This window comes from Limimaricola cinnabarinus LL-001, assembly GCF_000466965.1.
Lineage (GTDB): Bacteria > Pseudomonadota > Alphaproteobacteria > Rhodobacterales > Rhodobacteraceae > Limimaricola > Limimaricola cinnabarinus.
The window spans coordinates 21,793-39,568 of record NZ_BATB01000033.1 but is presented as its reverse complement, the minus strand read 5'-3'; the positions used below and the strand labels follow the sequence as shown (position 1 = coordinate 39,568).

The following is a 17,776-nucleotide window of genomic DNA, read 5'->3' as shown; positions in this document are numbered from 1 at the left end:
CCAGTGGCGCAGCCCGGCATCCGCGTGCCTCGCAGGTGACGGTGAGCGCGTCGCGCCCCTCCTCGACGCCCGAGAGCCGCAGCCGGGGGCGCAGCACGCGCCCCTCGGCGTCGCGCAAGCTCAGCCCCGGCTGACCCGGAAAACCACGATCCGCCTCGGGGCAGATCGACAGGGGCGGGTTGGCGTCGAGCATGCCGCCGGTGATGTCGCGCGCCTCCGTCTCGGCGATGGCGTCGAGATCGCACCCCTTCGGCAGCGGCGCGCCCCAGTAGACGACAACCGGCAGGCGCGCGTCGGATGAGGCGAGAACGAGGGTCTGGACGAAGCTGTCCAGTCGCCAGCATTGCATCATTTCACGGCTCCGAGGGTCAGCCCGGCAATGAAGTGCCGCTGCATCAGGAAGAACATCGCGACGGGCGGCAAGGCGGCGACGATGCTGCCCGCGCTCATCAGGTGGTAGGCGGCGCGGTACTGCGCGTTGAATGAGGTGATCCCGGCGGTGACCGGCTGGCTCTCGGCCCCTTGGGTCAGCACCACGGCCCAGAAGTAGTCGTTCCAGATGAAGGTGAAGATGAGGACAGCCAGCGCCGCGATGGCAGGCTTCATCAGGGGCAGCACCACGAACCAGAAGATCCGCCATTCGGCCACGCCCTCGACCCGTGCCGCCTCGATCAGCTCATAGGGCAGCGCGCGGATGAAGTTGCGCATGAACAGCGTGCAGAATCCGGTCTGGAAGGCGATGTGGAACAGCACGAGACCGGTCTTGGTATTGTAGAGGCCGAGATCGAGCGTGAGGTCGCGGACGGGGACCATCAGGATCTGGAACGGCACGAAGTTGCCCGCGACGAAGAGAAAGAAGATCCAGAGGTTCGCCTTGAACTTGTAGATGCCGAGCGCGAAGCCGGTCATGCAGGACAGCGCCACCGCGCCGATCACCGTGGGCACGGTAATCAGGACCGAGTTCCACAGGTAGCGCGGCATGTCGCTTTCGAGGAACACCTTGGAGTAGTTGGTGATGCCCTCGAACGACGACGGCCAGCCCCAGTAATTGGCGTTGGCGAAATCGGCGTCGGGCCGGATCGAGAAGACCGCGACGGCGATGAGCGGCAGGAGCCACAGCACGAGGGCCATGGGAATGAGCGCCTGATAGGCGAACTGGACGGGGCGCGAGGCGCGCTCGATGGGTGCGGGATACATGTCAGCGGCCCCTTTCGTCGCGGTACATGGACCACAGGAAGTAGGTGATGAAGACCAGCATGATCAGGAACAGCACCACGCGATCGCCGCGCCGTAACCCATGCGGAAGCCGTATTCGGACAGCGCCACCTCGAACATGTAGAAGCTGAGCACCCGGCTCTGGCCGAAGGGTCCGCCCGCCGTCATGATCGAGATGAGGTCGAACGAGCGCAGCGCGCCGATGATCGTCACCACGAAGGCGATGAAGGTGGCCGGGCGCAGCTGCGGCAGGATGATGTGCCACAGCATCCGGAAGCCCTTGGCGTTGTCGAGGCGGCCCGCCTCGATCTGCTCGGGGTCCACGGCGTTGAGGCCGGTGAGATAGAGGATCATGCAATAGGCAGTCTGCGGCCACAGGCCGGCGGCGATGATGCCGTAGGTGACGTAGCTCTCGTCGCCCAGCACGTTGACTGGCCCGAGGCCCACCCAGCCCAGCATCACGTTCAACAGCCCGAAGGACGGGTCGTAGAACCAGCTGAAGACGAGGCCGACGACGACCTGGCTGATCACGAAGGGAAAGAAGAACAGGGATTTGTAGATGCGGATGCCGGTGACGGTCTGGTTCAGGAACAACGCGATCGCGAGGCCCGCCGGGATCGCCAGAAGATAGAGCACCAGCCAGATCAGGTTGTTCCTGAGCGAGGTGTAGAAGGCATCGTCCCAATACATCTCCTCGTAATTGCGCAGGCCCACATATTCGGCCGCGCCGAGCCCGTCCCAATCATAGAGCGAGACGTTGAAGCTCTGGAACACCGGGATCAGAACGTAGATCGCGAAGAACAGGATGCCCGGCGCGAGGAAAAGCCACGGGGTGATGGCGATCTGGTTGCGGCGCCACCACGAGCGCGGGGCCGCTCGGGGCGCGGTGGAGGGCGGAAGCGGGGCCATGGCTGAACCTTCTGGGATGAACGTGGGACGCGGGGGGCGGGCCGGCCCCGGCCGCAGTCATTCAGGTGCGATCAGTAGATCCGCTGGCGCGCGCGCTCGAGCCGGTCGAGGATCTGGTCGAGCTGGTCGGGCTTGACCATGAACTCCTGGAAGCCCTCCATCGCGACCTTTGCCATCTCGGCCGGCGCGTCGCGGTCGAAGAACTGCGCCACGCCGCCGGGGCTGTTGGACGACAGCGTCTCGAAGCCTTCCTTCAGGAACTTGTCGTCATCGACCGAGGAGCCGCTGTTGACCGGAAGCTGTCCCAGCGCGTCGCCCGCGTTGATCGTGGTCTGGTTGTCGGCCGAGGCCACGAAAGTCAGGAAGGCCTTGGCCGCCTCCTTGTTCTGCGCGCCCGACGGGATGTGGAAGGTGTCGGTCGGCGCGTCCTCGGCCAGTTCCACATCCGGGTTGATCGCCGGGAACTGGTAGTAGTCGATCTGCTCGTCGGTGAGCCCCGCTTCGCGCAGCGGCGCGACGGCGAAGTTGCCCATCAGGTAGGCGCCCGCCTCGCCGTTGACCATGAAGGGCAGGGCCTCCTGCCAGCTATAGGCGGTGTGGTTGTCGATGTAGGCGCCCATGTCGATCAGCTCGCGCCAGTTGGCGAAGGTCTGTTTCACCCGCTCATCGGTCCACTCGACCTCGCCATTGGCCAGCGCCATGTGGAAGTCGAAGCCATTGGTGCGCATGTTGAGGTAGTCGAACCAGCCGGCGGCGGTCCACAGGAACTTGGTGCCGATGGTGAAGCACTTGATGTCGTTGTCGAGCAGCGTCTGGCAGTTCGACTTGAACGTCTCCCAATCGGTCGGCTCCTCGAGCCCGTATTCCTCGTAGAGGTCCTTCCGGTAATACACGCCCCACTGGTAGTAGGTGTAGGGCACGCCCCACTGCTTGCCGTCGAGGGTCATGGCGCCCTTGGTCGAGGCCAGCTGCTCGCTCAGATCCCCCTCCCAGAGGTCCGACACATCCTCGAAAAGCCCGGCATCCACATAGGGGGCCATCCGGTTGCCCGCGTACCAGTTCGCCACGTCCGGCGGGTTGGCCGACAGGAAGTTGCGGATCTGGGTCTTGTAGGCTTCGCGGTCGATCACCGTCAGCTCGATGTTCAGCTCCGGGTGCATTTCGCCGAATCGCTCGATCATCCCCTCCATCACCGCGCGCGGCGCGGGGTTGGACATGTCCGAAAAGATCTTGAGATCGCCAGAGAGCGCCATCTCGTGACTTTCGGCAAAGGCGCCGCTGGCCAGCGTGGTCGACATGGCCAGCGCGGCAATCGCGGCCCGGTGGTAAATCTTCATGGTTTCCTCCCCATTCTAACGCATCGCCTGTCTCATTATTTGGGACTAGGTTTTGCATATTGAAATCATACGCCGGTCTGCCCTATGGTTGTCAACAGTCGAGGCGCGCATTTGCCCGCTGCGACGTGACGGAGGAGGCGGCATGACGGCGCAGCGACGCGAACAGCAGGCAGGCGACGGGACCATCGGCAAGGCGGTGACGGTGCTCGACCTCGTGGCGGGGTTCGAGCGCCCCGTGCGCTTCAACGAGCTGCGCGAAGGATCGGATTATCCCAAGGCGACGCTGTACCGGCTGCTGCAGACCCTCACGAATCAGGGGCTTCTCGCCTTCGATCCCGAGCGGCAGACCTATGCGCCGGGGCTGCGGCTGATGCGGCTGGCCCATGCCGCATGGGAGCAGGCGTCGCTCGCTCCGGTGGCGCGGCCGCATCTGGCGCGCCTTGCGGTGCAGGCGGGTGAGACGGTGCATCTGGCGCAGCTCGACGCAGGCCAGGTGCTCTATGTCGACAAGCGGGTGCCCTCGCGCCCGATCGAGATGTTCAGCCAGGCGGGCAAAGTGGGGCCCGCGCATTGCACCGGCGTCGGCAAGGCGATGCTGGCGTTTCTGGATGCGGTGGCGCTCGACCGGGCGGTAGCGCTGCAAAGCTTCTACCGCTTCACGCCGCACACGCTCACCGACGCGGAGAGCCTGCGCGCCGAGTTGGCCGAGATCCGCAAGCGCGGCTACGCCTTCGACCGCGAGGAGCACGAGCCGGGCATCATCTGCGTGGCGATGCCGATCCTGTCGGCGCGAGACCGGGTGATCGGCGCGCTCTCGGTCACCTCGGTGACCGCGCGCAAGACACTGGACGAGCTTGAGACCATGGTGCCGCTGCTGCGCGAGGCGGCGGGACGGATATCGAAGGACACGGAGGCGTGGCGATTCCCCGATCAGGGGCAGGCCCGCGACAAGGGAGAGAGCAATGTCTGACGTCACCCTGCGCAAGCTGGTGAAGCGCTATGGCGAGGTGGAGGTGATCCACGGCGTCGATCTCGATATCGCCGATGGCGAATTCGTGGTCTTCGTGGGTCCCTCGGGCTGCGGCAAGTCCACGCTGCTGCGCATGATCGCGGGTCTGGAGGAGACCAGCTCGGGCGAGATCCGCATCGGCGAGAGCGACGTGACCCGCGCCGATCCGGCCGACCGGGGCGTGGCGATGGTGTTCCAGACCTATGCGCTCTATCCGCACATGTCGGTCGAGGAAAACATGGGCTTCGGGCTGAAGATGACCGGCCATGCCAAGGCCGAGGTCAAGGAGAAGGTCCGCGAGGCGAGCCGTATCCTCAAGCTCGACGATTATCTCAAGCGCAAGCCCAAGGCGCTCTCGGGCGGTCAGCGTCAGCGCGTCGCCATCGGCCGGGCCATCGTGCGCGGGCCGGAGGTGTTTCTCTTCGACGAGCCCTTGTCGAACCTCGACGCCGAGCTTCGGGTCGACATGCGGGTCGAGATCGCGCGCCTGCACAAGGAGATCGGCGCGACGATGATCTATGTCACCCACGATCAGGTCGAGGCGATGACGCTGGCCGACAAGATCGTCGTGCTGCGCGCCGGGCATATCGAGCAGGTCGGCGCGCCGATGGATCTCTACCGCGACCCCGACAACCGCTTCGTCGCGGGCTTCATCGGCTCCCCGGCGATGAACTTCGTCGGCGGATCGGCCGCCCAAGACGGCGTGCTGGCACCGGGCCTCGGCGCGCAGACCCTTCAGGTGGCGGCGGCGGTGCCCGGCGTCGGCACGGAGGTGATCGTCGGCATCCGTCCCCAGCACCTCGCTCTGGCACCGGGCGAGAGCCATCTCGTCGATCTGGTCGAGCGGTTGGGGGGCGTCTCCTACGCCTATCTCGTGGCGGCGACCGGCGACCGGCTGGTGGTGGAGCTGCGCGAGGACGATCCCGCGCCGCGTCCCAACGACCGGGTGGGGCTGCGCGTCGACGCATCCCGCGTGATGCTTTTCGACGCGAGCACCGAGCGGCGGCTGCGCTGACGCCAGCCTGTCCGGATTCCGGGGGCGCCGGAAAGCCATCGACTTTCGTCAGAACCGGCTTTCCGGCGTTGCTCCACAGGCTTGGATGCCGCTTTTTTGTGAAGCTGCGTGCAGCGCTCCTCGATGAGACGGTCGCGTCTTGGCATCTCGGCGCAGGCGGCATAGGTAAAACCCTCGGCTCAGGCCCCCGTCATCGCCGAGGTGATCTCGATCGGCCGGCCTTCGCGGAACGACAGGTTCGCGGCCTCGGCGAGCGCCAGCGCGTTCACTCCGTCCTGCACCGTGGCTGGCACCGGCTTGCCCTCGACGCAGGCATCGACGAAGGCGGACCATTCGATCGCGTAGGCGCGCATGTAGCGTTCGAGAAAGAAGAAGACCGGCTTGGCCGAGACGGTGCCGACGGCGGTCGACTTCACCACCGTGTTCTCGATTTCGTTGCGCGCCTCGAGCGTGCCCTCCGAGCCTAAGAGCTCGACCCGCTGGTCGTAGCCGTAGGGCGCGCGGCGCGAGTTGCGGATCGTGGCGATGCGGCCGTCCTCGTAGGTCAGCACCACGACGGCGGTGTCGATGTCGCCCGCGGCGCCGATCTCGGGGTCCACGAGGCAGGAGCCATGCGCCATCACCGACTTGGGCATGCCGAAGAGGAAGGCGCACATGTCGAAGTCGTGGATCATCATGTCGCGGTAGAGCCCGCCCGACACCTTGATGTAGCTCACCGGCGGCGGGGCAGGGTCGTAGGAAGTCACGGCCAGAAGCTCGCCCTTGCCGACCTCGCCCGCCTCCAGCGCGGCCTTCACGGCGGCGAAGTTCGGGTCGAAGCGCCGGTTGAAGCCCATCATCATCGGCTTGTCATGCGTATTGGCGATGCGCCCGATCTCGAGCGCGCGCTTCAAGTCGAGGTCAATCGGCTTTTCGCAGAAGATCGCCTTGCCGACCTTCGCCCCCGCCTCGATCAGGTCGGCGTGGGTATTGGTTGACGACGCGATCAGGATGGCGTCGATGCTTGGGTCGGCGAGGATCTCGTCGGCGCGGCGCGCTGCGATGCCGTGCTCGTGCGCCAGCGCCTCGGCCGCTTCGGTCATCACATCGGTGACGGCGACCAACTCGCAACGCGGGTCCATCTTGATCGAGGCGGCATGGACCTTGCCGATACGGCCTGCGCCGAAGAGTGCGACTTTCATGGGGGTACCTTTTGGAACGGTGTCTGGTCGTGACGCTACGGCACGGCCGCGCCGGGGGTCCATTGCATAGTTCACCGCTTCGGCGGCAAATTCATCGGTAAAATCGGAACGGACCGGCGTGACGAATGCAGCGATCCGGGGCGACGCAGCTGACGCCCGCGCGGGGCGCCATGACACCGCGAGGTTCGAGCCCGGAACGAACTCGTCAGCCCGAAGCGGAAGCTGCGTCCAATCCTGTGCCCGACCATCCTTGCCGGCGCGGATCATGGTGCCCGCGACATCGGGCATTGATAGCCGCGCGTTTTCTAGGAATTATCATGCCTTTGCAATGGGATGCGGCGATGCCGGAGCCAGCAACCTGTCATGCTCTAAGATCGAACCGACCAATCACAAGCATGAGCCGGAGACTCTCCGGATGCCTGAGGACAACCCGCTGTTGCGAGTGACACTGGATGGACGCCAAGATGCGGAACCGGGCAGCTCAGGCGAGGCGGCCGTCGTCATCGATGAGGCTCACACGTACGGGAGGTCGCGGCCCCCATTTCCACAAGACCATGTTCAGATCGGCACTGCCCGCGCCTTTGGCGAAGCTTCGGACGCGCATCCGTGATAGCCTTCCGCAATGAGGCGCAGCACGAAGTCCTGCCCCGCGCTCGTGCCGCTCCGCCGCATCTGCAAGCGCCAGTCGCCCTGCCCCAGCAGGGCATGGTCGATCCCCTTGGCCGCGAGTTCGGCAGGATCCTCCGCATCGAAGATCGGGTCCAACTCGGCCTCTAGGGAGATCAGGGTCGTCGGCTGCAGAGATCCGGCCTGGTTCGCCTCGCGTATGGCGGTGAGCACCGACATCGAGGTGTAGAGCGCAGGCGTGCCGCGTGGATTGAACCGCCCGCCATACAAGCGCGCGCCTTCGCCAGAGAGCGGCTCGCGCGCCCTCATCGGATTCAGGGCGCGATACAGAATGCCCTGAAAGCGCATGTTCAGGCGTGAATGCCGGAATCGACCGCGTCGATATAATCCATGACTTCGTCCGCATGCCCTTCCCGCACGAGCTGCATGGCCGTCATCCCCCCGAACCCCGGCAGGGGCTCGGACCGATACCAGGCATATGCGATCAGCGGCGAGCCGAAGCGCGGCTCGAGCCGGTTCACGATCTCGACCATCTCGCGCAAACGCTTCTGGGTTTTCGGGCTGGCCACCCGATCCGCGCGCATGATGGCATCCCGGCCAAGGCCGACGGTCCGCGCCACCTCGTCCTTGGTGGTTCGCAGCGCCTCTGCGATGCGGCCGGGGGCGAATTGCCCGTCATGGGCGGAGATCTCGATGAACATGGCCAACTCCATATATGTTGCCATTATATCGTGTCAGATGGCATGGCAGTCAAGAGGTTCGGGCTTCATTGCGGCCTATCTGCCATGGAGTGGCGGCCACCATTCTTGCCATGCGCCTTGCGGGTGCGAGAGGTCTCCCCTCGGCGTCATGGCCGGAGCGGGGCGCCTGAGAGAGGATCGCTTGGCCATATCCCGACATGGGCCGCTCGGTGGAGCGTGTTATACTATCGACCATGGGGAACATCCCCCACAGGGATCGCTTGTCCCCCGGACAAATCATGGAGAGTGAAACGATGACACGCGGAAAAGACGGTCCTCCGACCACGACAGATGCAGGCATCCGCGTACAGAGCGACGAACATTCGCTTACCGTGGGGCCGGACGGACCGATCGTCCTGCACGACCACTACCTTCTCGAGCAGATGGCAAATTTCAACCGGGAACGCATCCCGGAGCGTCAGCCCCATGCGAAGGGCGCCGGTGCCTTCGGGCGGTTCGAGACCACGCAGGACGTTTCGCGCTATACCAAGGCCGGCATCTTCCAGCCCGCTGCGACATGCGACGTGCTGATGCGCTTTTCGACCGTCGCAGGCGAGCGTGGCAGCCCCGACACATGGCGCGACCCGCGCGGTTTTTCGGTCAAGATGTATACCGATGACGGCAATTTCGACATGGTCGGAAACAACACGCCGGTCTTCTTCATCCGTGACCCGTTGAAGTTCCAGCACTTCATCCGCAGCCAGAAGCGCCGCGCCGACAACGACATGCGCGATCACGACATGCAGTGGGATTTCTGGACCCTGTCGCCCGAAAGCGCGCATCAGGTCGCCTATCTCATGGGGGATCGGGGCATCCCCAAGAGCTGGCGCGAAATGAACGGCTATTCGAGCCATACCTATTCGCTGGTGAACGCCGAGGGCGAGAAATTCTGGGTGAAGTTTCATTTCCACACCGACCAGGGGGATGGAAACGCCTATCTGAGCCAGGACGAGGCCGACAAGCTGGCCGGGAGCGACGGCGACTACCACCGCCGCGATCTGTTCAACGCGATCCAGGCGGGCGATCACCCCAGCTGGACGCTGAAATGGCAGATCATGCCCTATGAGGACGCCAAGACCTACAACATCAATCCCTTCGACCTGACCAAGGTCTGGCCGCATTCGGATTACCCGCTGATCGAGGTCGGCAAACTGACCCTCGACCGTAACCCGACGGACTTTCATACCCAGATCGAGCAGGCGGCGTTCGAGCCGAACAACATGGTGCCGGGTGTCGGGCTGTCGCCGGACAAGATGCTGCTGGCGCGCGGCTTTTCCTACGCCGACGCGCACCGCGCCCGGCTCGGCGTGAACTACAAGCATATCCCGGTGAACAAGGCCCAAAGCCCCGTTCACAGCTATTCCAAGGATGGCGCCGGACGGACCGAGAATGTCTCGGACCCGGTCTACGCGCCCAATTCCTACGGAGGTCCCGCCGCCCAACCCGATCCACGTGGCGAGGCCGGCCTGTGGCACGCCGATGGCGATATGGTGCGCCAGGCCTATACCCTGCGCAAGGATGACGACGATTGGAGCCAGGCTGGCAAGCTGGTGCGTGAGGTGATGGATGATGCCGCGCGGGGTCGTCTGGTGATGAACGTCGTCGGGCATCTGTGCGACGGGGTCAGCGAAAAGGTGCTTCTGCGCGCCTTCGAATACTGGCGGAACATCGACCGCGAGACCGGTGACAAGATCGAGGCCGGGGTGCGCGATAAGCTGGGCGGGGCCTCCGATGCGCCGGGCCTCGCATCAGCCGAGAGCATCGGTGGCAAGGAAGCGGCCGAATAGACGCGACCCTACCGGGCGGGGTCTTTCGGCCCCGTCCTGCTCCGGGCAAGCCTATTTGCTCGAGCCGGGCTTCGGTTCGGCGCTCGGATGCTTCGGACACGGACACGCGCAAAATGGCGGAGGGGGGTAACACCGACTGCCATAAGCGCGATGCCACCCCACAGTGTTGTGACCGCGCAAAGCTGGACAGCCGCGCCGACCGCTTGAAGATATTGGCGCATGACCAAGCGCCGCACCTTCGTCTTCACCGCCTGCGCCGCGCTCTCCGCGCCGTGGGTGGTTCGCGCACAGTCGGACGATCTGCGATCCACCATGCAGGCCCTGCCGCAACTGCACTCCCTTCAAGTCCGGCGCGGTGATGGCATCGTATTTGCCGAAGCGCCCCGGGGTCCCGGTCTCGACCGTTTTGCGAACATCAAATCCTGCTCCAAGAGCATCGTGGCGCTGCTGCTCGGTGTGGCGGTCGATCGCGGCGAGATCCCCGCCGTGACCGCCACGCTGGACGAAGTCGCCCCAAGCCTCCTGCCGGCGAATGCGACAGAAGGTGTGGCCGACATCACCATGGAAGACCTCGTGACTCTGCGGGCGGGGCTCGAGCGGACGTCGGGGGCCAATTACGGGGGCTGGATCAGTTCCGGCAACTGGCTGGCCGATGCGATGACGCGCCCGATGGTCGCGGCACCCGGCACACGGATGCTTTATTCCACAGGCTCGACCCACATCCTCGGCGCGGCCCTTGCCCAAGCGACGGGACAAGACCTGCTTACGCAGGCGCGCGACCGTCTGGGCGCACCTCTCGACATCGAGATCCCGCCATGGACCCGCGACCCCCAAGGGTACTACCTGGGCGGCAACGAAATGGCTTTGCGCCCGCGGGACATGCTCAAGATCGCCACGCTCCTGCGCGACGGGGGGCGCTTTGCCGGGGAACAGGTCGTGCCGCGAGACTGGATCGCCGCCTCGACCGAGCCTCGGGCCCGTTCGCCGTGGTCGGGGCTGTCCTATGGCTATGGCTGGTTCCTGTCGCCCTCCGGCTACGTGCTCGGGCGCGGCTATGGCGGTCAGATCATCGCGGCGCATCCGGGCCGCGATCTCGCCGTCGCGATCACCTCGGACCCGACACTACCGGCCCGGTCCGACGGGTATTTCGGGGCGCTGATGCGGCTGCTCGACGGTCCGGTCATGGCCGTGGCCTAGATCGGAAAGAACGCTTTCCACCGCGATGTTGCGTCCCGCCCTTCGGCAGTCGGGCTTTCGTTGATCGAGGGCGGTGACCCTTGCCGCCAGATCGCCGAAGGCTCTCGGCACGGCTCACCGCATGATTTGCGGCATGGCTGACGGGTCTGCAAAGGTAGGCAGGGCCGCAGACAGGGGCACTGCGTAGGATCGGAGCGACCATCACCAGTCCGAGGCAGAGCGAGGCTGTGGCCGAAAGGCGACAGGTGAAAGCCAGTTGAGCGCCACTCAACTCAGGGACTGTTACCAATACTTTCGCATATATACCTATACGTGTGCCAAAGCATGTGGGAGGGCCAGAATGAAACCGTTCGCTCAGCGTCTCGTACAACTTATCGGCTGCGTGACGGCGGCGGCACTTGGCCCGGGGACCGCGAGCGCGGCCATCGAGACGGCCAAGCTGAACGTGACCGCCACCGTTGCGGACACCTGTTCGGTGGAGGTCACGCCGCTCGACTTCTCCCTGCTCAAGGTCGGCGCGCGACCGAGGAGGCGGCGGCGGGCACCGTCTCCATCATCTGTTCGGCCGACAAGTCCGCGATGTCGGTCTTTCTCGACGGCGGCACTTTCGCGATTTCGGGCCAGCGGCGGATGAAAAGCGACGCCGGAACCCATGTCCCCTATGAGATCTACTCGAACGCCGCACGCACCGCGCCTCTCTCGATCAGCGATGCCCTGTTTTCGGGCTCGATCCTGGCCACGGCACCACAGCTGTTCCAGATCTATGGGCGCGTTCCCGCCGGACAATATTCTGCCGGAACTTACAGCGACACCATCTCGGTGACCGTCAACTACTGATGGGGACGACCATGCTGCCTGTCTTTCTGTGCCGGCCTGCCGCGATCATGGCCTGCCTTGGCACCCTGATCGCCGCGGCGCCTGTCGCGGCCCAAGGGGTCTCTGTCGCGCCAACCCGCCTCGAAGTTCCGGGCGGGGCCGAGCAGACCACCATCGCCGTGCGCGCCGCCAGCAAGGCCGGCGCCGTGGTGCAGCTGCGTATCTTCGCATGGACCGAGGGCACGCCCGCCGATCGGCTGACCCCGACGCGCGCCGTGGCGGTCAGCCCGCCCATGGCGCAGCTGGGTCCGCGGCAGGAGCTGACCGCGCGCATCGTGCGCCTTGCAGGAACGCCGCCGCGTGGCCGGGAATGCTACCGCGTCCTCGTGGACAGGCTGCCCGATGCCTCCCGCAACGCCGGTCAGATCAACCTCAGAATCCGTCACTCCGTACCCTTGTGCTTCTCGAACTGAACGCAGGTCGAACGGGGAGATCGGGGCGACGCCACTTGCTGATCGCGACATGCGCCGTCGGGATCGGCGGGCTGGGCAGCGCCGCGGCGGCCGATCGGAACGCTCTCACCGATCCGGGCATGTCTCCGGCCTTGATGCCGCAGGCCCAAGAGACCCTGTTTCTCGAAGTCATCATCAACGATGCGGCGACCGGGCTGATCGCGATGTTCGAGCGAGACCCCGAGGAGCGGTTTTCCTCACCGGCCAGCGAGCTGGTCGAGCTTGGCATCGACGCACCGCCCGGTGATCGCCTCGTGGCCCTCGACGCGATCGCGTCGCTCGACTACCGCTACGATCCGCTGGCGCAAAGGATCGAGATCGACGCGGCCCCCGAAGCGCTGCTGCCACAGATGATCGGACCGCTCCGGCCCGATGCCGTCGCGCCGACCCCTCATCGGGGCTGGCGCTGAATTACGACGCCAGCCTGCGCATGTATCGGGATGTGGCCGGGGAGATACGGCCCGATGGGCCGGGGCTGGCGCTGGATGGCTGGGTGTTCACGCCGTGGGGTTGGGCCGGCACGAGGGGATATGCCGACATCACCCTCGGCAGCGATCCGAGGACGGATTGGGTGCGCTATGACAGCGTATTGCAGCACGACGCGGTGGACCGCGCGCTGACGTTCCGGGCGGGCGACATGATCGGCTCGTCGCTGTCCTGGGGGCGATCCGTGCGCCTCGGCGGTGTGCAGGTCCGAAAGGACTTCTCGCTTCGCCGCGATCTGGTGACCGCGCCGATGCTGTCCTACGCCGGCACGGCGGCGGTCCCGAGCACAGTCGACGTCTTTCTCGATGGCGCGCCGGTCTATTCCGGATCGACCGAACCGGGGCGGTTCGAGATCGACAACGTGCCGATCCGGACGGGCCCGGGCACCGCCGTCGTCACGCTGCGCGGTGCGGACGGACGCACCGAGAGCCGGGAGCTGGCCTTCTTCGGTGCAAGACGGCTGCTCGGGCGAGGCATATCCGACTATTCGATCGAGGTGGGGCAGCCGCGGCTGAACTATGGCTCGGCCACAACGGACTACCTCGACGAGACGGCGGTCTCGGCGACGTTGCGCTTTGGCGCGACGGACGAGGTGACCCTGTCGGCGCATGTCGAGGGCATGGACGATCTCGCCATGGCGGGAGTGGGCGCCGAATATGTCGCCGGACGCCGGGCCGAGGTCTCGATCTCTGCGGGGGCCAGCCATGATGGCGACCGGACCGGCCATTTCGGCGAGGTGACGTTCTCGGCCTATCCGCTCGGCCGCCTGTCTCTCGATGCCAGCCTCTATCGAAGTTTCGGGGATTTCGCCGACCTCGCCTTTGGCGTCGACCGCACGGCCGAGACCGCGAGCGAAGCCCTGCATCCGCCAAGCGCCCGTGATCTGGTCAGCCTGGTGTATCGAGGCGCCGGCCGCTCCTTGGGGCTGAACTATATCCGCCTCGAACAGGAGGGGCGGCGCCATCGGCTTGCCAGCCTGAGCTACGCGAGGGCCTTCGACCGGGTCGGCGGGACGTTGACCCTCAGCGGTGGTCACGATTTCGAGCAGGACGAAGACCGTTTTGCCGTGCTCTTCAGCCTGACCAAGGGGCGCCGGACGCGCCAATTCCACCTAGACCATGAGGGCCGAAGCCGCCTGCACGCGTCACGCGCGATAGATGAGCGGCCGGGTGCCACGGGCTATGCCGTGCAGGCGACACGCGACGGCGAAGCCTTGCGGGTTGGCGGACAGGTGGAAAGGGAAACCCGCTTCGGCCGCGCCACGGGACAGATCGCATCCGGCTCCGGTTTCGCCTCTTCGGAAATCGCCTTTCGAGGGGCGATCGCGGTGTTGGATCGCCGTCTGGCGGCCGGACGGCAGATCCACGATTCCTTCGCGGTGGTCGATGCGGGCCGGGCCGGTCTGCCGATACGCCTTCAGAACCGGGAGGTCGCCCGCACGGGGCCGGGTGGCCACGCTCTCGTTTCGGGGCTGACGTCGTACCACGTCAACAGCCTCTCGATGGATGTCGATGATCTGCCGGGCGATACGCTCTGGAGTTCGACCGCGACCGATATCGTGCCTGCGAGGCGCAGCGGCATTGCGGTCGATTTCGGTATTTCCGACGTCACCCGGTCGCGTCTCGTCACCTTGGTCGATGCCACGGGTGCGCCTCTTGCCCTTGGCACGCCGGTCCGAATTGATGGCAGGCCGAATGCTTTTGCCATCGGCTATGACGGGCAGGTGCTGTTGCAGGACACCGCGCCGGGTTCGACGGTAGAGGCTTCGCATGATGCGCGGAACTGTCGCGCAACCCTGCCGCCCGTTTCAATGGCGACGATGGAGACCCTGCCATGCCTTTGATCCGGGCGGCCCTGTGCGCCCTCATCGTCGTCCTGTCGATCGGCCTCCCCGATCGGGCCCCTGCGCAAATGGAGATGATGTCGAACTGCACCGCCACGATGACGGATATCGCCTTCGGCTCGGTCAGCCTGCGCGCGGGCGTGACGAACCAAAGCTCGGGCAGCTTGACGATCTCATGTGCCCAATTGCTGTCGAACGTCGGCATCTGCGTGCGGTTCGGTCCCGGAAGCGGCGGCGCCGCGACCCAGAACGCGCCGCGCTACATGCGCCGCGCCGACGGGGCGGCGATCAGCTATGACATGCGTCTGGGCGCCGATGCCGCCAGCAGCCGGAACGAAGTCTTCGTGCGGCTGGGGTCGCTATTGGGGACGCGGACGACCCTGCCGGTTCAGGCCTGGATCACCTCCACCGGCGCATCGACCGGCACGGGAGACTACGCCTCCACCTTCTCGTCGCAGGCCGATATCAGGCTCGACTACCCCGTGGGCTCCTGCGCCGAGATCGGCAGAACCGTCAAGACGATCCCCCAATTTTCCGTGCGCGCCAGCGTCAGGTCCCTCTGCGAGGTCGCGGGCGCCACGCTCGATTTCGGTCGGATCGATCCCGGTGCCACGGGTCCGATCGACGCCGCGGCTCAGCTCGGCGTCCGGTGCACCGCCGATACGCCATACGCGATCCGGTTGGGCCCCGGGCTGGGCATAGGGGCCAGCGGGCCTGCCGACCGCCGCCTGACCGGACCGCTGGGACAGCTGAGATACGGCCTTTATCAGGACGCCGGCCGTTCGCGCCCTTGGGGGGACCAGCCCGGCAGCGATGTCCGGGCGACCGGAACGGCCGCCACAAGCGCCGTGACCGTCTATGGCCGCATCTTCGCCGGTCAGGCATTGCATGCCGGGCAATACGAGGATTCCGTGCTTGTCACGATCGAGTATTGAACGCTGACGGCAGAGTTCGGAGAGCCTGACCCGCACCCATACCGGCCAAGAGGACAAAGCGCCCTACGGAAAGGCCTGACACACGGACGCGTTCGACCGTATGATCCTAGCAACGGCCTCGGCCCGCAAGACCGGGGCTGCCCACACTTGATATGACTGCCCCGCTTGATGCTTCAACGATTGCGCGGCCCGGCACCGGGGCGCATACATCGGTCCTACTCGAAACCGTCGGAAGCCGTCATGACCCACCTTCTCCATCGCTCCACGCGCCTTCAGCCCCGCCGGCCGTCGCGGCACGTGGCCTGACCATCACGGACAGCGAGGGGCGCGACTACATCGACGCCTGCGGCGGCGCCGCCGTTTCCTGCCTCGGCCATGGCCATCGCGATGTGATCGCCGCCCTGCACGAGCAGGCCGACACCCTCGCCTATGCCCATACCGGCTTCTTCACCACCGAGGCGGCCGAGCGGCTCGGTGATCGGCTTGTGGCCGACGCGCCCGAGGGCATCGGCCACGCCTATCTCGTCTCCGGCGGCTCCGAGGCGGTCGAGGCGGCGCTGAAGCTCGCGCGGCAATACGCGACCGAGCGCGGCGAGGACGGGCGTCGCCACGTGATCGCCCGGCGCCAGAGCTACCATGGCAACACGCTGGGCGCGCTGGCGACGGGCGGCAACGAATGGCGACGCGCGCAGTTCAAACCGCTCCTGATGGAGACGCACCACATCGCCCCCTGCTTTGCCTATCGCGAGCAGCGCGAGGCCGAGAGCGACGCCGATTACGCCGCGCGCGCGGCGGGCGAGTTGGAGACGAAGATTCAGGAACTCGGCCCCGAGACCGTTCTGGCTTTCGTGGCCGAGCCGGTGGTGGGTGCCACGGCGGGGGCAGTGCCACCGGTGGGCGATTACTTCAGGCGCATCCAGGAGATCTGCGACCGGCACGGCGTTCTTTTGGTCCTCGACGAGGTGATGTGCGGCATGGGCCGCACCGGCACGCTGCATGCCTGCGAGCAGGAGGGCATCTCGCCCGACCTGATGACCGTGGCCAAGGGACTTGGCGGCGGCTACCAGCCGATCGGCGCGGTGTTGCTGAGCGAAAGGATCTACGACGCCATCTCGAACGGGTCGGGCTTCTTCCAGCACGGTCACACCTATATGGGCCACCCGATGGCGGCGGCTGCGGCGCTGGCGGTGCAGGAGGTGATCGCACGCGACGACCTTCTTGCCAATGTGCGCGAGATGGGCGCGCATCTGCGCGCGCGGCTGAAGGAGACCTTCGGCCGCCACGCCCATGTCGGCGACGTTCGGGGCAGGGGGCTGTTTCAGGCGATCGAACTGGTGGCCGACCGCGAGACCAAGGACCCCTTCGACCCCGCTCTCAAGCTGCATGCCCGGATCAAGGCGGCGGCGATGGAGCGCGGGCTCATGGTCTATCCGATGGGCGGCACGATCGACGGGGCGCGCGGCGACCACGTGTTGCTGGCGCCGCCCTTCATCGTGGAGCGCGAGGACATCGACCGCATCGTCGAGCGTCTGGCCGAGGCCGTGGATGCGGGCCTGGGAGAGGTCGCATGACGGCGCCGACGCCGCTCTCGGATGCCGAATGGCCCGGCGGGATCGCCGACATGCTGCCCGGCTTCGCGGGCCGGCTCGACATCTACCGGGTGATGGCGCATCACCCGGCCCTCTTGCGGGCATGGTCCGACTTGCGACAGCATGTGGTGGTCGACACGGCACTCGGGGCGGAGTTCAGTGAGGTGGTGATCCTGCGCACCGGGCTTCGCCACGGATCGGACTACGAATGGGGCCACCATGTCAGCCGCGCTCGCAAGCTCGGCATGGAGGAGGCGCGCATCGCCTCGATCAAGGGGCCGCTCGACGCCATGTCCGAGGCCGACGCGGTGCTCGCGGGCGCGGTGGACGAGCTGTTGGAGGCGTCGCGTCTGTCGCGCGCCCGGCAGGCCGATCTGGAAGCTTTGGTCGGTCGCGCGGGCATGTTCGATCTGATGGCAACGGTGGGCTTCTATACGGTGCTGGCTTTCATCGCCAACACGGCCGAATTGCCCCTTGACGCCAACATTCTGGCAGAATTGGAGAAAACGCCCGCGCCGTAACCCGTTGACACCGGTGCAGTGTTGACTTTCACAGGCGGGAGATCACGCTTAGGCGAG

The 17,776-nt window shown here is 66.0% G+C and carries 15 protein-coding genes and 3 pseudogenes; 11 read left to right on the top strand and 7 right to left on the bottom strand.

What is annotated here, in order from left to right; all coding sequences use genetic code 11:
• The 4 genes and pseudogenes from MBELCI_RS11680 to MBELCI_RS11665 form a co-directional block, all read right to left on the bottom strand.
• A pseudogene (locus MBELCI_RS11680) lies at positions 1 to 352 on the bottom strand (alpha-galactosidase); the annotation flags it as partial.
• Entirely contained in the window at positions 349 to 1,197 is an 849-nt protein-coding gene (locus tag MBELCI_RS11675; protein WP_021694413.1) for a carbohydrate ABC transporter permease, read from the bottom strand. The gene MBELCI_RS11675 and the pseudogene MBELCI_RS11680, both read right to left, overlap by 4 nt.
• Position 1,198: 1 nt before the next feature.
• Positions 1,199 to 2,124, bottom strand: a pseudogene (locus MBELCI_RS11670) (carbohydrate ABC transporter permease).
• Between the two features lie 71 nt (positions 2,125 to 2,195).
• Entirely contained in the window at positions 2,196 to 3,461 is a 1,266-nt protein-coding gene (locus MBELCI_RS11665) for an ABC transporter substrate-binding protein (protein WP_021694411.1), read from the bottom strand.
• Between the two features lie 142 nt (positions 3,462 to 3,603).
• On the opposite strand from MBELCI_RS11665, the gene MBELCI_RS11660 reads away from it, so the two are divergent.
• Entirely contained in the window at positions 3,604 to 4,431 is an 828-nt protein-coding gene (locus tag MBELCI_RS11660) for an IclR family transcriptional regulator (RefSeq protein WP_021694410.1), read from the top strand.
• Positions 4,424 to 5,485: an ABC transporter ATP-binding protein gene (locus tag MBELCI_RS11655; RefSeq protein ID WP_021694409.1), complete on the top strand. Its 1,062-nt coding sequence runs from the start codon at positions 4,424 to 4,426 to the stop codon at positions 5,483 to 5,485. The genes MBELCI_RS11660 and MBELCI_RS11655 overlap by 8 nt, the downstream gene beginning before the upstream one ends.
• A gap of 179 nt (positions 5,486 to 5,664) precedes the next feature.
• On the opposite strand, the gene iolG is transcribed toward MBELCI_RS11655, so the two are convergent.
• The 3 genes from iolG to MBELCI_RS11640 form a co-directional block, all read right to left on the bottom strand.
• Entirely contained in the window at positions 5,665 to 6,666 is a 1,002-nt protein-coding gene (gene iolG / locus MBELCI_RS11650) for an inositol 2-dehydrogenase (protein ID WP_045320068.1), read from the bottom strand.
• A gap of 558 nt (positions 6,667 to 7,224) precedes the next feature.
• On the bottom strand, positions 7,225 to 7,641 hold the full coding sequence (locus tag MBELCI_RS11645) for an RES family NAD+ phosphorylase (protein WP_021694407.1): 417 nt from the start codon (positions 7,639 to 7,641) through the stop codon (positions 7,225 to 7,227).
• A gap of 2 nt (positions 7,642 to 7,643) precedes the next feature.
• Entirely contained in the window at positions 7,644 to 7,994 is a 351-nt protein-coding gene (locus MBELCI_RS11640) for an MbcA/ParS/Xre antitoxin family protein (RefSeq protein ID WP_021694406.1), read from the bottom strand.
• A gap of 293 nt (positions 7,995 to 8,287) precedes the next feature.
• Between MBELCI_RS11640 and MBELCI_RS11635 the strand changes: the two genes are divergently transcribed.
• From MBELCI_RS11635 to MBELCI_RS11595, 9 genes and pseudogenes are all read left to right on the top strand, one after another.
• A complete protein-coding gene (locus tag MBELCI_RS11635) occupies positions 8,288 to 9,820 on the top strand; it encodes a catalase (protein WP_045320066.1) in 1,533 nt (510 codons plus the stop codon).
• A gap of 219 nt (positions 9,821 to 10,039) precedes the next feature.
• The gene (locus tag MBELCI_RS11630) at positions 10,040 to 11,017 is read left to right on the top strand and encodes a serine hydrolase domain-containing protein (protein ID WP_021694403.1); all 978 of its coding nucleotides are present in this window, start codon (positions 10,040 to 10,042) and stop codon (positions 11,015 to 11,017) included.
• Positions 11,018 to 11,341: 324 nt separating this feature from the next.
• Positions 11,342 to 11,854, top strand: coding sequence for a Csu type fimbrial protein (locus tag MBELCI_RS19925; RefSeq protein WP_081698567.1), 513 nt, complete (start codon positions 11,342 to 11,344; stop codon positions 11,852 to 11,854).
• Between the two features lie 11 nt (positions 11,855 to 11,865).
• Positions 11,866 to 12,306 (top strand): fimbrial biogenesis chaperone, encoded by a 441-nt coding sequence (locus MBELCI_RS19350; RefSeq protein WP_021694401.1) that lies wholly within the window; start codon positions 11,866 to 11,868, stop codon positions 12,304 to 12,306.
• Positions 12,307 to 12,341: 35 nt separating this feature from the next.
• Positions 12,342 to 12,755 carry a hypothetical protein gene (locus MBELCI_RS11615; protein ID WP_021694400.1) on the top strand — a complete coding sequence of 138 codons (414 nt, stop codon included), beginning with the start codon at positions 12,342 to 12,344 and terminating at the stop codon, positions 12,753 to 12,755.
• 20 nt (positions 12,756 to 12,775) lie between these two features.
• The gene (locus MBELCI_RS11610; protein WP_045320065.1) at positions 12,776 to 14,674 is read left to right on the top strand and encodes a fimbria/pilus outer membrane usher protein; all 1,899 of its coding nucleotides are present in this window, start codon (positions 12,776 to 12,778) and stop codon (positions 14,672 to 14,674) included.
• Positions 14,665 to 15,609, top strand: coding sequence for a Csu type fimbrial protein (locus MBELCI_RS19345; protein WP_021694398.1), 945 nt, complete (start codon positions 14,665 to 14,667; stop codon positions 15,607 to 15,609). Before MBELCI_RS11610 ends, MBELCI_RS19345 begins: the two co-directional genes overlap by 10 nt.
• Before the next feature lie 240 nt (positions 15,610 to 15,849).
• Positions 15,850 to 17,180: pseudogene (locus MBELCI_RS11600) on the top strand (aspartate aminotransferase family protein).
• Entirely contained in the window at positions 17,177 to 17,719 is a 543-nt protein-coding gene (locus tag MBELCI_RS11595) for a carboxymuconolactone decarboxylase family protein (RefSeq protein WP_021694396.1), read from the top strand. The pseudogene MBELCI_RS11600 and the gene MBELCI_RS11595 overlap by 4 nt, the downstream one beginning before the upstream one ends.
• The last annotated feature ends 57 nt before the right edge of the window (positions 17,720 to 17,776 follow it).